Below are 16,711 nucleotides of genomic sequence, written 5' to 3'. Positions count from 1 at the left end.
CACACCGTGAAGGAAATCCTGGACGCGATCCAGTCGCAGGACAGTACGGCCGCAGACTTCGCGGCCCTGTCCATTCCCGAGTCGTACCGCGCGGTGACCGTGCACAAGGACGAGGCCGAGATGTTCGCCGGCGTCGCCAGCCGCGACAAGGACCCCCGCAAGTCCCTCCACGTCGAGGACGTGCCGGTGCCCGAGCTCGGGCCGGGCGAGGCCCTGGTGGCGGTCATGGCCAGCTCCGTCAACTACAACTCCGTGTGGACGTCGATCTTCGAGCCCGTCTCGACCTTCGGCTTCCTGGAGCGCTACGGAAAGCTCAGCGACCTCAGCAAGCGCCACGACCTGCCGTACCACGTCATCGGCTCCGACCTGGCGGGCGTCGTCCTGCGCACCGGCCCCGGCGTCAACGCCTGGCACCCCGGCGACGAGGTCGTCGCGCACTGCCTCTCGGTCGAACTGGAGTCCTCGGACGGCCACAACGACACGATGCTCGACCCCGAGCAGCGCATCTGGGGCTTCGAGACCAACTTCGGCGGGCTCGCGGAGATCGCACTCGTCAAGTCCAACCAGCTGATGCCCAAGCCGGACCACCTCAGCTGGGAGGAGGCCGCGGCACCCGGGCTGGTCAACTCCACCGCGTACCGCCAGCTCGTCTCCCGCAACGGCGCCGGCATGAAGCAGGGCGACAACGTCCTGATCTGGGGCGCGAGCGGCGGACTCGGTTCCTACGCCACGCAGTTCGCCCTGGCCGGCGGCGCCAACCCGATCTGTGTCGTCTCCAGCGACCAGAAGGCGGAGATCTGCCGGAAGATGGGCGCCGAGGCGATCATCGACCGCAACGCCGAGGGCTACAAGTTCTGGAAGGACGAGCACAACCAGGACCCGCGCGAGTGGAAGCGGTTCGGCAAGCGCATCCGTGAACTGACCGGCGGCGAGGACGTGGACATCGTCTTCGAGCACCCGGGCCGTGAGACCTTCGGCGCGAGCGTGTACGTGACCCGCAAGGGCGGCACGATCGTCACCTGCGCCTCGACCTCGGGCTACAACCACGAGTACGACAACCGCTACCTGTGGATGTCGCTGAAGAAGATCGTGGGCTCGCACTTCGCCAACTACCGCGAGGCGTGGGAGGCCAACCGGCTGGTCGCCAAGGGCAAGATCCACCCGACGCTGTCGAAGGTCTACTCCCTGGAGGAGACCGGCCAGGCCGCGCACGACGTGCACCGCAACCTCCACCAGGGCAAGGTCGGCGTCCTGGCGCTGGCCCCGCGCGAGGGCCTGGGCGTGCGCAACGAGGAACTGCGCGAGCAGCACATCGACGCCATCAACCGATTCCGGGACGTCTGACATGACCGGCCGTCACAAGGACCGCCCCTGGCTCATGCGGACGTACGCCGGGCATTCGACCGCCGAGGCGTCCAACGAGCTGTACCGGCGCAACCTCGCCAAGGGCCAGACAGGTCTGTCCGTCGCCTTCGACCTGCCGACCCAGACCGGCTACGACCCCGACCACATCCTCGCCCGCGGCGAGGTCGGCCGGGTCGGCGTGCCCGTCTCGCACATCGGCGACATGCGCCGGCTGTTCCAGGACATCCCCCTGGAGCAGATGAACACCTCGATGACGATCAACGCCACCGCGATGTGGCTGCTTGCGCTCTACCAGGTGGTCGCCGAGGAGCAGGGCGCGGACGCGGACAAGCTCCAGGGCACGACGCAGAACGACATCGTCAAGGAGTACCTCTCGCGCGGGACGCACGTGTTCCCGCCCGGCCCCTCGCTGCGGCTGACCACCGACATGATCACGTACACGGTCAACCGCATCCCGAAGTGGAACCCGATCAACATCTGCAGCTACCACCTCCAGGAGGCGGGGGCCACCCCGGTCCAGGAGATCGCGTACGCCATGTCCACGGCGATCGCCGTGCTCGACGCGGTGCGCGACTCGGGGCAGGTGCCCGAGGAGAAGTTCGGCGACGTGGTCGCGCGGATCTCCTTCTTCGTGAACGCGGGAGTCCGCTTCATCGAGGAGATGTGCAAGATGCGCGCCTTCGGACGCATCTGGGACCGGGTCACCCGGGAGCGCTACGGCATCACCGACGCCAAGCAGCGCCGGTTCCGCTACGGCGTACAGGTCAACTCGCTCGGGCTGACCGAGGCGCAGCCGGAGAACAACGTCCAGCGCATCGTGCTGGAGATGCTGGCCGTCACCCTCTCCAAGGACGCCCGCGCCCGCGCCGTGCAGCTGCCGGCCTGGAACGAGGCGCTGGGGCTGCCGCGCCCCTGGGACCAGCAGTGGTCGCTCCGTATCCAGCAGGTGCTCGCCCATGAGAGCGATCTGCTGGAGTACGAGGACATCTTCGCCGGCTCCCACGTCATCGAGGCCAAGGTGGAGGAGCTGGTCGCCGACTCGCTCGCCGAGATGGACCGGATCGAGCAGATGGGCGGCGCCATGGCGGCCGTCGAGTCCGGCTATCTGAAGTCCGAGCTGGTCTCCTCGCACGCCGCCCGGCGGGCCCGGATCGAGGCCGGCGAGGAGAAGATCGTCGGCGTCAACATCTACGGGACGACCGAGCCCAGCCCGCTCACCGCCGACCTCGACGGCGCGATCATGACGGTCGACCCGGCGAACGAGGCCAAGGTCGTCGCCGCCCTCCACGAGTGGCGCGACAACCGCGACGAGGCCCGCGCGACCGAGGCGCTCGCGGCCCTGAAGAAGGCCGCCGCGGGCACCGAGAACATGATGGCGGCGACCGTCGAGTGCGCCCGCGCGGGCGTCACCACCGGCGAGTGGTCCTGGGCGCTGCGCGATGTCTTCGGCGAGTTCCGCGCACCGACCGGTGTGTCGTCGGCCCCGGTCGCGGTGACGGCGGAGGCGGGCACCCCGCTGGCGCTCGTACGCGAGAAGGTCGCCAGGACCGCCGAGGACCTGGGCGCCGGCCGGCTGCGGCTGCTGGTCGGCAAGCCCGGCCTGGACGGGCACTCCAACGGCGCCGAGCAGATCGCCGTGCGCGCCCGTGACGCCGGTTTCGAGGTCGTGTACCAGGGCATCCGCCTCACGCCCGAACAGATCGTGTCGGCAGCCGTCGCCGAGGACGTGCACTGCGTCGGTCTGTCGATCCTGTCCGGCTCGCACGCCGAGCTGGTGCCGGACGTACTGACCCGGCTGCGCCGGGCCGGCGCCGGTGACATCCCGGTGATCGCGGGCGGGATCATTCCTCCCGCCGACGCCGAGGCCCTGATCGAGGCCGGTGTCGCCGCCGTATTCACCCCTAAGGACTTCGGTATCACGGAGATCATCGGCCGTATCGTCGACGAGATCCGGAAAGCGAACAAGCTCGACCCTCTGGAGGTCCCCGCATGACCACGCCCACGCCCGTGAACCGGCTGCGCCCCCGTCGCTCCTGCCTGGCAGTCCCGGGCTCGAACCCCCGCTTCCTGGAGAAGGCCCAGGGCCTCCCCGCGGACCAGGTCTTCCTGGACCTGGAGGACGCCTGCGCGCCGCTCGCCAAGGAGGGCGCCCGTCACCACATCGTCGACGCGCTGAACAACGGTGACTGGACGGGCAAGACCCGGGTCGTGCGGGTCAACGACTGGACGACGCACTGGACGTACCGCGACGTCATCACGGTCGTCGAGGGCGCGGGCCCGAACCTCGACTGCATCATGCTGCCGAAGGTCCAGGACGCCCAGCAGGTCGTCGCACTGGACCTGCTGCTCACCCAGATCGAGAAGACGATGGGCTTCGAGGTCGGCAAGATCGGCATCGAGGCGCAGATCGAGAACGCCAAGGGCCTCGTCAACATCGACGACATCGCCGGCGCCTCGCCCCGGCTGGAGACGCTGATCTTCGGCCCGGCCGACTTCATGGCGTCGATCAACATGAAGACCCTGGTCGTCGGCCAGCAGCCGCCCGGCTACGGCGCGGACGCGTACCACTACATCCTGATGCGCATCCTGATGGCGGCCCGTACGCACGACCTCCAGGCGATCGACGGCCCGTTCCTCCAGATCCGCGACGTGGACGCCTACCGCGAGGTCGCCGGCCGTGCCGCGGCGCTCGGTTTCGACGGCAAGTGGGTGCTGCACCCCGGTCAGGTCGACGCGGCCAACGAGGTGTTCTCGCCCTCGCAGGAGGACTACGACCACGCCGAGCTGATCCTCGACGCCTACGACTGGTGCACCTCCGAGGAGGGCGGCAAGAAGGGCTCCGCGATGCTCGGTGACGAGATGATCGACGAGGCCAGCCGCAAGATGGCCCTGGTCATCGCCGGCAAGGGCCGCGCGGCCGGCATGGAGCGCACCTCCAAGTTCGAAGCTCCGGAGGCCTGATCATGCAGTTCGGACGCACATACGAGGAATTCGAGGTCGGTGCGGTCTACAAGCACTGGCCCGGAAAGACGGTCACCGAATACGACGACCACCTCTTCTGTCTGCTGACCATGAATCATCACCCGCTGCACATGGACAGCAACTATGCGGAGAGTACGACCGACTTCGGAAAGAACGTTGTCGTCGGCAACTACATCTACTCCCTGCTGCTCGGCATGTCGGTCCCGGACGTCTCCGGAAAGGCGATCGCCAACCTGGAGGTCGAGTCGCTGAAGCATGTCGCGCCGACCTTCCACGGCGACACGATCTACGGCGAGACGACGGTTCTCGGCAAGACTCCGTCAAAGTCCAGGAGCGACCGCGGAATCGTCTACGTGGAAACCAGGGGGCACAAGCAGGACGGCACGCTCGTCTGTGTGTTCCGCCGCAAGGTGATGGTCCCCACCGAGACGTACATCAAGGAGCGCGGCGGCGAGCAGCCCGGCCGCCCGGAGCCGAAGCAGTCTTCGCAGAAGAACGTGGAGAAGCAGCCATGACGCGACTCGCCCAGACGGCCGGTCTCAATGACGTCCAGCAGGAAATCCTCTCCACGGTCCGGGATTTCGTCGACAAGGAGATCATTCCAGTCGCGACCCAGCTGGAGCACCGCGACGAGTATCCGGCCGAGATCGTCGAGGGGCTCAAGGAACTCGGCCTGTTCGGCCTGATGATTCCCGAGGAGTACGGGGGTCTGGGCGAGTCGCTTCTCACCTACGCGCTGTGTGTGGAGGAAATCGCCCGCGGCTGGATGAGCGTGTCGGGGATCATCAACACGCATTTCATCGTGGCGTACATGCTCAAGCAGCACGGCACGCAGGAGCAGAAGGACACCTTCCTGCCGCGGATGGCGCTGGGCGAGGTCCGGGGCGCGTTCTCGATGTCCGAGCCGGCCCTGGGGTCCGATGTCGCGGCGATCAGCTCCAAGGGCGTCAGGGACGGCGACGAGTACGTCCTGAACGGCCAGAAGATGTGGCTGACGAACGGCGGCACGTCCTCGCTCGTCGCCGTCCTGTGCCGGAGTGACGAAGGCCACCCCGAGGGGACGCCCCCGCACAAGTCGATGACGACCTTCCTGGTGGAGAAGGAGCCCGGTTTCGGCGAGGTCCGGCCCGGCCTCACGATCCCCGGGAAGATCGACAAGATGGGCTACAAGGGTGTCGACACCACCGAGCTCATCATGGACGGACTACGAATTCCGGCCAATCGTGTCCTGGGCGGCACCACCGGCCGAGGGTTTTACCAAATGATGGACGGCGTGGAGGTCGGCCGGGTAAATGTCGCAGCGCGTGGCTGCGGTGTCGCACAGCGTGCATTCGAACTGGGCGTTTCCTACGCACAGCAGCGCCACACCTTCGGAAAGCCGATCGCCGAGCACCAGGCGATCCAGTTCAAGCTGGCCGAAATGGCCACCAAGGTCGAGGCCGCCCATGCGATGATGGTAAATGCAGCGCGCAAAAAGGACTCCGGGGAACGAAACGACCTGGAGGCAGGGATGGCGAAGTACCTCGCCTCCGAGTACTGCAAGGAAGTCGTCGAGGACGCCTTCCGTATCCACGGCGGTTACGGCTTCTCCAAGGAGTACGAGATCGAGCGCCTCTACCGTGAGGCCCCGATGCTGCTGATCGGTGAAGGTACCGCCGAGATCCAGAAAATGATCATCGGGCGCCGACTCCTCGAGGAGTACCGTTTCCAGGGTTGATTGTCCCATTCGCGGTGATTTAACCGCGAAGAAGATCACACCCAGTCATCCTCATCCGGTGCCTTCCAGACGTCCGACTCGGCTGCTGGCTTGCCCAGTTGCGGCCCGCAACCGATAACATCGCCGGAAAAGCCGCCGTCCCCCGTTGCCAGCGCGGCCTCATCCGCTACGAAGGTCATCCATGCCCGACAGCCATACCTCTGCACCACGCGGCGGAGTCCGCCTCGCACGCGGAGCTTCGCCGTGGCTCCTGCCGACCGTCGCCACCGCCGCACTCAGCCTGACCCGGGCCCGCAGGTCCGGGCGCTGGGCGGCGGTCGCCGTGCCCACCACCGCGCTCGCGGCGGGCATGCTGTGGTTCTTCCGTGACCCCGAGCGCGAGATCACCCAGGGGCGCGTCATCTCACCGGCCGACGGCGTGGTGCAGAGCATCATGCCGTGGAAGGACGGGCGCACCCGCGTCGCGATCTTCATGAGCCCGCTGAACGTCCACGTCAACCGCGCGCCCCTGGCCGGCACGGTGACATCGGTCGAGCACATCCCCGGTGGCTTCGTCCCGGCGTTCAACAAGGAGAGCGAGAACAACGAGCGCGTTGTCTGGCACTTCGACACCGAGCTCGGTGACATCGAGATGGTGCAGATCGCGGGTGCTGTCGCCCGCCGCATCGTCCCGTACGTCCCGCAGGGCACGAAGGTCGAGCAGGGCGAGCGCATCGGTCTGATCCGCTTCGGGTCGCGCGTCGACATCTACCTTCCGGAAGGTGTGGACGTCGCGGTCGAGGTCGGCCAGGCCACCACCGCGGGGGTGACTCGAATTGACCGTGATTGATCCCGACACACAGACCGGCTGGGTGCCCGAGGCCGACGAGGAGGACGACGCCGAGGACATGCCGCTCTCCATGCGGCTGTCGATAGCGGACACCCTCACGCTCGGTAACGCCACGTGCGGATTCATGGCGGTGTACTTCACCACCACGGGGATCCTCATCCCGCACCTCACGGGCAGCGACGAGAGCGGAATGGCCCGGCACTCCGCGGCCACCGCCGTGATCCTCATGCTCATGGCCGCCATCTTCGACCTGTTCGACGGGCTCGTGGCCCGCAAGCTGCGTTCCTCGCCTATGGGCGCCGAGCTGGACAACCTCTCGGACCTGGTCAGCTTCGGGCTCGCGCCTGCGTACTTCGTCCTCGTGTACGGCATGGTCGCGGACGACGCCCACCAGCGGGTCTCGGCGCTCGCGGCGATCGTGGTGCTGCTGGCGGTGGTGCTCAGGCTTGCGAGATTCTCCTGCGTGACCTTGAAGGACGGCATGTTCCAGGGCATGCCGAGCCCCTTCGGAGCGCTCACGGTCATCTCGATCGTGCTCCTGGAGCTGCCCTTCGTACCGACGCTGCTCGCGATCGTCGGAGTGGCGTGGCTGATGGTCAGCCGGGTCGAGTACCCGAAGCCGCGAGGTGTCCTCGCGGTGGCGATGCTCGGCTGGATCGTGGCCGCGATGGGGCTGCTGGCCGCGTGGGCGTTCGACGCCCCCGGCGGTCAGCTGCTGCTCCAGACCGGCTGCGCGCTCCAGGTGGTGCTGGGAGCGGTCATCCCGCTCTTCGCGACAGCCCGCCGGGTGAACACCTTCCGCGACAACCGGCGCGAGGCACGGGCGGCACAGCTGCCGTAGCCCGGCCGTACGACGGACACGAGGGCCCGGATGCTCCCCGGCATCCGGGCCCTCGTGCGTGCCGGGCCGTTTCACCCGGCCGTACGGCACTCTCCCGGTCACCCGGTCGCGGGCAGCCTTTCGATGGCGACCAGGGCCGCGTCGTCCCCGAGATGCCCGCCCGCGTGGCGCAGCAGGTCGGCGCGCAGATGCCTCAGCAGCGCCTCGGGGTTCTCCCCGCTCAGCGCGGCGACCCGGTCGGCCAGTGGATAGAAGGCACCCGCCCCGTCACGGGCCTCGGTGACACCGTCCGTGTACAGGAGCAGCAGGTCCCCCGCGTCGAAACGGAACTCGTCCTGCGCCACATGGCCAACCGCCAGCTGCCCGATCCCCAGCGGAGGAACCGGCTCCGTGACGTCCAGCGAGTACACCTGTCCCCCGCGCAGGATCAGGGGCGGCGGGTGCCCGCAGCTGACGAGACGGAGCACCGGCGCGGCATCGGGGATGTCGAGCACGGCCGCCGTGACGAAGCCCTCCGCGATGTTCTCGTCGGCCTCCTCCTGGAGGGAGTCGATCTGGTGCGCCGCCACGCTGGTCTCCAGGCGGGCCACCAGAGCGGGCAGGCCTTCCTCCTGGCGGGCCAGGGCACGGAAGGCCCCCAGCACACCTGCGGCGCTGCTGATGGCGTCGAGCCCCTTGCCCCGGACATCCCCGATGATCAGGCGGGTGCCGTCGGCGGTGCGGGCGGCCGCGTAGAGGTCACCGCCGAGCTGGGCCCCCTCCTGCGCGGCCATGTAGACCGTTGCCAGGCGCAGTGGACCGCTGCGCGCCGGCAGGGGCCGCAGCACGCCGAGCTGAGCCGCCTCGGCCACGGACCGCAGCTGCACCATCTCTGCCGTGTGGCGCTTGCGCCGGTGGGCGAAGAGTGTGGCGATCGCGGAGATCAGGCACAGCGCGATGATCTGGGACATGTGGTTGAGATCGGTGACGGTGGTGCGTGCCGCGGCCACGGCGACCTGGGCCACTACCGCGGCGACGCCGACGACCGAGGTGAGCCACGGACCCGCGAACGAGGCGGTGATCGCCGGCGCGGCCACGAGAAAGGGACCGAGATGGACGTCCGGCGGGGCCACGATGTCCCCCACGGTGACGGCGGCGATCAGGGCACACGGCAAGGCGACAAGTGCTCCGTTCTGCCGCGTCCTGTCCCGGAGTGACAGTGCCCATTGCCGGAAGGCCATGGTTACGGAATACCTCACTCCGCCGCGCGGCGCCCCCGGGAGCACGGCACCCCTTTTTTCCGGGCACGTGCCAGACTTTTGCACAGCGATACGCGGGGGTTCGCGCGACACCGCACCCCACTCCCGAGCTGCCCGGCCGACACCGGCCGGGAGTGCGCAGCCGATCCCGCCCGCCCGACCTCATCAACCACCCCACACCACTCATTTCTCACACGATCAAGTCATTAATTTGAGCAGTCAGAGCAGAAAATTGCGCAGCAGCGTGGACTTCCTTGCGGTACTGCTCCTAGCCTGTGGGGCGTCCGAAGAGCCCCCACGAGCCGCAAGGACTACTTCTACGTGACCCCACCATCCAGACGCCCCTTGCTCAGACGGTCCATGTCCGCCTCCCTCTCCATGGCGCTCGCCGCCTTCGGCACCGCTGCCGCCGTGGTCCTCTCCAGTGCCCCGTCCGCCGGCGCGGCGGGGGTCCCCGCCCCCTCCCCCATGGCGGTTCCCGGTCGCGGTGCGACCGTTCCGTTCAAGGAACAGGAAGCCGAGTACGCGGCCACCAACGGCACGCTCATCGGCCCGGACCGGCTCTACGGCACGCTGCCCTCCGAGGCATCGGGCCGGCAGGCCGTGACGCTGGACGCGGTCGGCGAGTACGTGGAGTTCACGCTCACCGCACCCGCGAACGCCATGTCCTTCCGGTACTCGCTGCCGGACAACGCCGCGGGATCGGGCCGGGACGCCTCGATCGACGTGACGGTCGACGGCGCTTCCCCCAAGGCGGTGCCGGTCACCTCGAAGTACGGCTGGTACTACGGCGGGTACCCGTTCAACAACAACCCGGGCGACACCAACCCCCACCACTTCTACGACGAGGCCCGGACCATGTTCGGCTCGACCCTCGCGGCCGGTACGAAGGTCCGGCTGCAGGTCTCGTCCACCGCCTCCTCACCGTCGTTCACCATCGACCTGGCGGACTTCGAGCAGGTGGCCGCACCGGTCGCCAAGCCCTCGGGCGCGCTCGACGTCGTCGCCGACTTCGGTGCCGACCCGACCGGGACCGCCGACTCGACCGCCAGGATCCAGGCGGCCGTCGACGCGGGCAAGGCGCAGGGCAAGGAGGTGTACATCCCGCAGGGCACCTTCCAGGTCCGCGACCACATCGTCGTCGACAAGGTGACGCTGCGCGGCGCCGGACCGTGGTACTCCGTACTGACCGGGCGCGACCCCTCCAACCGGAGCAAGGCCGTCGGCGTGTACGGCAAGTACGCCGCGCAGGGCGGCAGCAGCAACGTCACGCTCAAGGACTTCGCCATCATCGGCGACATCCGGGAGCGCGAGGACAACGACCAGGTCAACGCCATCGGCGGCGCCCTGTCGAACTCGACCGTCGACAACGTCTGGATGCAGCACACCAAGTGCGGCGCCTGGATGGACGGCCCGATGGACAACTTCACCATCAGGAACAGCCGCATCCTGGACCAGACCGCGGACGGCGTGAACTTCCACTACGGCGTGACGAACTCCACGGTCACCAACACCTTCGTCCGCAACACCGGTGACGACGGGCTCGCGATGTGGGCGGAGAACGTCCCGAACGTGAAGAACAGGTTCACGTTCAACACCGTGATCCTGCCGATCCTGGCCAACAACATCGTCACGTACGGCGGCAAGGACATCACGATCTCCGACAACGTCATGTCGGACACCATCTCCAACGGCGGCGGGCTGCACATCGCCAACCGCTACCCGGGGGTCAACTCCGGGCAGGGCACGGCCGTCTCCGGTGTCATCACGGCGGCGCGCAACACCCTGATCCGGACCGGGAACAACGACTACAACTGGCGGTTCGGCGTCGGGGCGATCTGGTTCAGCGGGCTCAACGAACCGATCAACGCCACGGTCAACATCTCCGACAGCGAGATCCTGGACAGCTCCTACGCCGCGATCCACCTCATCGAGGGTGCGAGCAACGGGCTGCACTTCGACAACATCAGGATCGACGGCGCCGGCACCTACGCGCTCCAGATCCAGTCACCGGGCACGGCCACCTTCAACAATGTCGTGGCCACTCACATCGCGCAGTCCAACCCGATCCACAACTGCGTCGGCAGCGGTTTCCAGATCACCCGGGGCAGCGGCAACTCCGGCTGGTACGCCGATCCGCCGGCCTGCACCGGCAACTGGCCGGACCCGGTGTGGACCAACGGCGGGGTGCCCGGCGGCGGCAGCGGTCCGACGGACCCGCCCACGGACCCGCCGACCGACCCGACGGATCCGCCCGCCGAGACGGGCAACCTCGCCAAGGGCCGTACGGTCACCGAATCCGGTCACGCGGACGTGTACAGCGCGTCCAGGGCCGTGGACGGTGACGCGAACAGCTACTGGGAGAGCACCAACAACGCCTTCCCGCAGACCATCACCGTGGATCTCGGTGGGTCGAAGGCGGTCAAGCGGCTGGTCCTGAAGCTGCCGCCGGCGGCTGCCTGGTCCACCCGTACACAGACCCTGAGCGTTTCGGGGAGCACCGACAACAACACATTCAACTCCCTTAAGGCGTCGGCGGGTTACACCTTCGATCCGTCGAGCGGAAACCAGGCGACCGTCACCCTGCCCGGTACTCCGGCCCGCTATCTGCGGCTGACGTTCACCGGCAACACCGGATGGCCGGCGGCCCAGCTCTCCGAACTGGAGGCCTACACCAGCTGACCGAGGACGGATACGACCGCGGGGCGGCACGCGTGATGCGTGCCGCCCCGCGGCCCCTGTGCCGGTGCCCGGCTACTTCAGCGTGTAGGACTTCGCCGCCGGCGCCGCCTGCGCGGGCCTGACGACCTTGAGCCCGCCAGGGGTCTTGGCGTCCGGCTTCATGATCACGCTCTCCCGGGTGGAGGGCGCCGCCGGGTCGGAGAAGTTGTGCGCCATCCCGAAGTCGCTGCCGAAGTCCGTGATGGTCAGCAGGGCCTTGTCGATGCCCTCACGGGTGAGGTCCTTGGCGGCACACGCCTTCTTCAGCGCCTCGCCGAACAGGCTCGCCGCGTTGTAGCCCGCGACGACGCCGTTGTCGAGGCCGTCCTTCGGGTACTCGGCGCCGTACTCCTTGGCGAGCTTCGCCGGGCCGGCGCCCGGGTCGCCGATCGGCAGGGTGGACGCGGCGACGTAGTAGTCCTTGGTCAGGGCCGGTCCTGCCTGGGTCTTCAGCAGCTGGGGCGCGAACGCCGAGTTGTTGCCGACGACCGGGACGTCGAAGCCGGTGGCGGCGGCGACGCCGACCAGCGAGGCCGCCTGGCGCGGACCCGCGCTGATGACGACGGCCTTGACGCCCGCCTGCTTGAGCGCGGCGACCTGAGCGGTCATGTCGTTGTCGGTGGGCTTGATCTTCTGCTCGACGACGGTCAGACCGGCCTCCTTCGCCGCGTACTTGGAGCCGGCCAGGGCGTTCTCGCCGTAGTCGCCCTCGAAGTACACATGACCGATCTTGTCGCCCTTGGCGATGCGCTTCCCGTCGAGCAGGTAGTCGATCGCGTTGATCGTCTCGACGTCGTACGTGGCGCCGATGACCCGCACGTACTTGCTGCCGAGCAGATTCGCCGACCAGGCCTGCGGCAGGACGAGTCCCTTGTCCTGGCCGTCGATCCGCTGCTCGACCGCCGCGACGAACGGGGACCCGATGAACTGGACGAAGCCCAGCACCTTCGGCTCCAGCTCGGTGTACCCGGCGATGGCCTTCTGCGGGTCGTAGCCGTGGTCGCGCACGGTCAGTTCGACCTTGCGCTTGCAGATGCCGCCGGCGGCATTGGTCTGCTTGACCCAGAGCTGCTGGGCCTGGGTGACGCTCTTGCCGAGCGAGGCGTAGACCCCGGTCATGTCGGTGAGCGCGCCGAGCGAGATCGTGGAGTCGGTGACTCCCTCGCCGGTCTTCACACCGCCCTTGTCCTGGGCGCCCCCGTCGGAGGACTTGGCCTTCTCGCTGCAGCCCACGAGGGTGAGGGCGAGGGCCGCGCACACGGCCCCGAGCACACGCAGTTTCATTTCTTCTCCCCTGAGTTCTTCATCAGACGTGTCAGGCCGCCGGGCAGGAACAGAACAGCCGCGACCACCGCGGCGCCGTACAGGTAGCGCGACGCCTCGCCCGGTGCCAGACCGCCCGTACCGGGGGCGGAGACCAGGGGCAGGGAATCGCTGTAGTGGGTGAGCAGCTGCGGCAGCAGCGAGACGAACGCGGCCCCGACGACCGCTCCCGCCACGGTGCCGAGCCCGCCGATGACGATCATGGCGAGGTATTCGAGGGACAGGACCATGCCGAAGTACTCGGGCACGGTCCGCTGGAAGACCAGCGCGAGCAGGACGCCCGCCAGTCCGGCGTACATCGAGGACAGGACGAAGACACCCGCCCGGTAGCGCGCCACCGGCACGCCCATCACACCGGCCGCGATCCGGTGGTCCCGGATGGCGTTCAGCGCCCTGCCCGGCCGGCCGCGCAGTACCCCGCGGGCGAACAGACCGCTCAGGAGCAGCGCGAGCAGGGCCGCGTACCAGAGCTTCTCGGAGGACTGGAACGGCACCGCGGCCACCATGACCTCGGTGTCGTCGAAGTCGATGCCGAACAGCGAAAGGGGCGGCACGGAGCGGCCGTTGAAGCCGCCGGTGAGCGAGCCCGCGTTGAACAGCACATGCTGGCCGATGAAGATCAGCGCCAGGGTGGCGATGCCGAGGTAGGCGCCGCGCAGCCGGCTCGCGATGGGGCTGAACAGTCCGCCGGCAGCTCCGGCGAGCAGCACGGCGAGGACGGCGGCGAGCCAGCTGGGCAGGCCGAGTCCGGAGAGCTCGTGCCCGTTCTCCGTACTGCTCTCCCCCGCCAGGACGCAGTAGCCGTACGCGCCCACCGCGAGGAAGAAGGCGTGCCCCATGGAGAGCTGGCCGGTGGCGCCGGTGAGGAGGTTGAGGCCGATGGCCCCGATGGCGGCGGCCATCGCGAAGAGTCCGGCCTGGAGCCAGAAGCGGTCCAGGTAGAACGGGAACGCGAGCAGGAGAACCGAGCCGATGGCCCAGAGGTGGGTACGGGGACGGCGCAGCCGGGCGGTGATCGCGGAGCCGCCCTGGGTGGTGGGCCGGGGCGCCGCGGCGGTCTCGGTGGTCGTGGTCTCAGACACGGGCGAGCTCCTTCGTACCGAAGAGTCCCGCGGGCCGCAGGAGCAGCACGATCACCATCACCAGGTAGGGGGCGAGGTCGCCGATGCCGCGGCCCAGGAAGGTGAGGTCGCTCTGGTAGCCGGTGGCGAGCGATTCGGTGACGCCGACGATGAGTCCCCCGGCCAGGGCTCCGGTCGTCGAGTCGAGTCCGCCGAGGATGGCGGCGGGGAAGGCCTTGAGCGCGGCCAGTGAGGTGGCCCGTTCCAGGCCGGGTGTGGGGAAGACGGTGAGGAAGAGCGCGGCGACGGCGGCGAGCGCTCCGGCCACCGCCCAGGCGGCGAGCGAGACCCGGCCGAGTTTGATCCCCATCAGGGCGGCGGTCTGCGGGTTCTCGGCGGCGGCCCGCATCGAAACGCCCCAGGAGGTGAAGCGGAAGGCGAGCAGGAACACGGTGATGAGCAGGGCGGCGGCGACGAACGCCGCGACGCGGGTCTGGGCGAGGGTGACGTCGCCGATGGTGATGACGCGGTCGCCCCAGGGGTCGCCGAGCGAGAGGACCTCCGTGCCCATGCGCCGGGTGAGTTCGGTGGTGAGGAGGATGTCGACGCCGATGGTGACGATGGCCAGGACGCTGTGGTCGCTGCCCCGGTAGCGGCGCATCACCAGGAACTCGATGGCCGCTCCGACGACGGCGGCGCCCGCGATGCCGACGGCGAGCGCGGGCCAGAAGCCGATGTCGTCGTGGAGCACGGCGGTGACGTAACCGCCGGCGAGCAGCAGGGAGGCGTGGGCGAAGTTGACGACCTCGGTCGCCTTGAAGATGACGACGAAGCCGAGCGCGATCAGTGCGTAGACCGATCCGATGGACAGGCCACCGAGGAGGAGTTCTATGAAGGTGGTCATTCCTGTGCCCCCAAGTAGGCCTGGACGACGGCCGGATCGTTCTGGACCTCGGAGGGGGTGCCGCCGGAGATCCTGCGTCCGAAGTCGAGTACGGTCACGGCGTCCGCGAGCTTCATCACGACGCCCATGTCGTGTTCGACGAGCACGATCGAGATGCCGAGGCTGTCGCGGACCCCGGCCACGACCGCTGCGGTGCGCCGCCGTTCGTCGGCGGTCATGCCGGCGACGGGTTCGTCCAGGAGGAGGACCTGCGGCTCCATGCAGAGCGCGCGGCCGAGTTCGACGAGCTTCTGCTGTCCGTACGGGAGCGCTGCGGCGGGCCGGTCCAACTCCTGTTCCAGCCCGATGAATTCGGCGATCTCACGGACCCGGTCCAGATGGCGGCGGGCCTCGCGGGCGGCGGACGGCAGCCGCAGCCCGCTGGCGAGGAAGCCGGCGCGGGTCAGCCGGTGCCGGCCGAGCAGCAGGGTCTCGGCGACGGTGGCGTGCGGGGGCAGCGCGAGGTTCTGGAAGGTGCGGGCGACACCGAGTGCGGCGATCCGGTGCGGGGCCAGTCCGGTGAGCTCCGCCGTGCCGAGGTGGACGGTGCCGGACGCTGCCCGGTAGACCCCGGACAGCACGTTGAAACAGGTGGACTTCCCCGCCCCGTTGGGGCCGATGACCGCGTGCACGCTGCCCGGCTCCACGGTGAAGGAGACGGAGTCGAGTGCGGTGAGCCCGGCGAAGCGGACGGTGACGTCACGGACGGCGAGTGCGGCCGGGGCGGTGATGACCGGGGCGGCTTCCCGGACGGTCGTCATGCGGACCACCTGCTCAGGGTGCGTACGGATGCGGAGGCCCGGTCCGCGTCCGCGGCGGCCGTCTCGTCGACGACGCCCAGGTAGCGGCGGCGCACCTCGTCGGAGGCGGCGAGTTCACCGGCCGGCCCCTCCAAGGTGACCTCGCCGACCTCCAGCACGTACGCCGTGGAGGCGAGCCGCAGGGCGATCGCCGCGTTCTGCTCGACGAGCAGGACGGAGGTGCCCGACGCGTTGATCTCCTGCACCGTCTCGGCGATGCGCTGCGCCATCAGCGGGGCGAGTCCGAGCGAGGGTTCGTCGAGCAGCAGCAGCCGGGGCCGGGCCATCAGGGCGCGCCCCATGGCCAGCATCTGCTGCTCGCCGCCCGACAGCAGCCCGGCGCGCTGGTGGGCGCGCTGGGCCAGTACGGGGAACAGTTCGTGTACGCGGGCCAGGGCGGCGGCCGACGCCTTGCGGCCGCCGCGGGCCCCGAGGGCGCCCGCCCGCAGGTTGTCGGCCACCGTCATCCGGGCGAACACCTGTCGCCCTTCGGGTACCTGGACCACTCCGGCGGCCACCACCTGTGCGGGGCGCAGCCCGTCCAGGGGGCGTCCGTCGAAGCGGATGGTGCCGGTGCCCGTCCCGCGGTGGAAGCCGAGGGTCCGCGAGACGGCCCGCAGCAGCGTGGTCTTCCCGGCCCCGTTGCCGCCGAGTACGGCGGTGATCGCGCCGGCCGGCACTTCGAGGGAGACGTCGCGCAGGGACCGTACGGGGCCGTAGCCCACGGACAGTGCGCGGATCTCGAGCGTTGCCATGCGTCCTCCTCCTTCCGCCTTGTCGTGGAAACCGGCGTCGTCGTGGAATCGACGCGCCGATTCGTGGTGCACAGGGGTCCAGGTACGGCCGTGGCCGGCGGTGTCCTGCTGTGCCCGCCTGTGCCTGCCCTGTGCG

The 16,711-nt window shown here is 69.0% G+C and carries 14 protein-coding genes; 8 read left to right on the top strand and 6 right to left on the bottom strand.

Annotated features, from left to right (window positions below):
* Window positions 1-6 precede the first annotated feature (6 nt).
* From ccrA to pssA, 7 genes are all read left to right on the top strand, one after another.
* A complete protein-coding gene (gene ccrA / locus OG782_RS31855) occupies window positions 7-1,344 on the top strand; it encodes a crotonyl-CoA carboxylase/reductase (protein WP_406456902.1) in 1,338 nt (445 codons plus the stop codon).
* A gap of 1 nt (window position 1,345) precedes the next feature.
* Window positions 1,346-3,358 (top strand): protein meaA, encoded by a 2,013-nt coding sequence (locus tag OG782_RS31850; RefSeq protein WP_406456899.1) that lies wholly within the window; start codon window positions 1,346-1,348, stop codon window positions 3,356-3,358.
* Complete coding sequence (locus OG782_RS31845) at window positions 3,355-4,326, top strand: HpcH/HpaI aldolase/citrate lyase family protein (protein WP_406456897.1); 972 nt, start codon at window positions 3,355-3,357, stop codon at window positions 4,324-4,326. Before OG782_RS31850 ends, OG782_RS31845 begins: the two co-directional genes overlap by 4 nt.
* A gap of 2 nt (window positions 4,327-4,328) precedes the next feature.
* Window positions 4,329-4,862 (top strand): MaoC family dehydratase, encoded by a 534-nt coding sequence (locus OG782_RS31840; RefSeq protein ID WP_406456895.1) that lies wholly within the window; start codon window positions 4,329-4,331, stop codon window positions 4,860-4,862.
* On the top strand, window positions 4,859-6,064 hold the full coding sequence (locus OG782_RS31835) for an acyl-CoA dehydrogenase family protein (protein ID WP_406456893.1): 1,206 nt from the start codon (window positions 4,859-4,861) through the stop codon (window positions 6,062-6,064). Before OG782_RS31840 ends, OG782_RS31835 begins: the two co-directional genes overlap by 4 nt.
* Before the next feature lie 181 nt (window positions 6,065-6,245).
* Window positions 6,246-6,893 carry a phosphatidylserine decarboxylase gene (locus OG782_RS31830; protein WP_406456891.1) on the top strand — a complete coding sequence of 216 codons (648 nt, stop codon included), beginning with the start codon at window positions 6,246-6,248 and terminating at the stop codon, window positions 6,891-6,893.
* Window positions 6,894-6,915: 22 nt separating this feature from the next.
* Complete coding sequence (pssA, locus tag OG782_RS31825) at window positions 6,916-7,734, top strand: CDP-diacylglycerol--serine O-phosphatidyltransferase (protein WP_406459380.1); 819 nt, start codon at window positions 6,916-6,918, stop codon at window positions 7,732-7,734.
* A gap of 98 nt (window positions 7,735-7,832) precedes the next feature.
* Here pssA and OG782_RS31820 read toward each other — a convergent pair whose 3' ends face one another.
* The gene (locus OG782_RS31820; RefSeq protein ID WP_406456889.1) at window positions 7,833-8,888 is read right to left on the bottom strand and encodes a PP2C family protein-serine/threonine phosphatase; all 1,056 of its coding nucleotides are present in this window, start codon (window positions 8,886-8,888) and stop codon (window positions 7,833-7,835) included.
* 405 nt (window positions 8,889-9,293) lie between these two features.
* Between OG782_RS31820 and OG782_RS31815 the strand changes: the two genes are divergently transcribed.
* Window positions 9,294-11,654: a discoidin domain-containing protein gene (locus OG782_RS31815; protein ID WP_406456887.1), complete on the top strand. Its 2,361-nt coding sequence runs from the start codon at window positions 9,294-9,296 to the stop codon at window positions 11,652-11,654.
* Between the two features lie 72 nt (window positions 11,655-11,726).
* Here the strand turns inward: OG782_RS31815 and OG782_RS31810 are convergent, their stop codons facing one another.
* From OG782_RS31810 to OG782_RS31790, 5 genes are read right to left on the bottom strand one after another with little or no spacing between them, the layout of a single operon-like run.
* Window positions 11,727-12,977: an ABC transporter substrate-binding protein gene (locus OG782_RS31810; RefSeq protein WP_406456885.1), complete on the bottom strand. Its 1,251-nt coding sequence runs from the start codon at window positions 12,975-12,977 to the stop codon at window positions 11,727-11,729.
* Entirely contained in the window at window positions 12,974-14,098 is a 1,125-nt protein-coding gene (locus tag OG782_RS31805) for a branched-chain amino acid ABC transporter permease (protein WP_406456883.1), read from the bottom strand. Before OG782_RS31805 ends, OG782_RS31810 begins: the two co-directional genes overlap by 4 nt.
* Window positions 14,091-14,981, bottom strand: coding sequence for a branched-chain amino acid ABC transporter permease (locus tag OG782_RS31800; protein WP_406456881.1), 891 nt, complete (start codon window positions 14,979-14,981; stop codon window positions 14,091-14,093). The genes OG782_RS31805 and OG782_RS31800 overlap by 8 nt, the downstream gene beginning before the upstream one ends.
* A complete protein-coding gene (locus OG782_RS31795) occupies window positions 14,978-15,781 on the bottom strand; it encodes an ABC transporter ATP-binding protein (RefSeq protein WP_406456879.1) in 804 nt (267 codons plus the stop codon). Before OG782_RS31795 ends, OG782_RS31800 begins: the two co-directional genes overlap by 4 nt.
* Window positions 15,778-16,575: an ABC transporter ATP-binding protein gene (locus tag OG782_RS31790; RefSeq protein WP_406456877.1), complete on the bottom strand. Its 798-nt coding sequence runs from the start codon at window positions 16,573-16,575 to the stop codon at window positions 15,778-15,780. Before OG782_RS31790 ends, OG782_RS31795 begins: the two co-directional genes overlap by 4 nt.
* Between the last annotated feature and the right edge of the window lie 136 nt (window positions 16,576-16,711).

The sequence above is a fragment of the Streptomyces sp. NBC_00876 genome (genome assembly GCF_045207435.1).
Taxonomy (GTDB): Bacteria; Actinomycetota; Actinomycetes; order Streptomycetales; family Streptomycetaceae; genus Streptomyces.
This window is presented reverse-complemented; position numbering and strand designations above follow the sequence as displayed.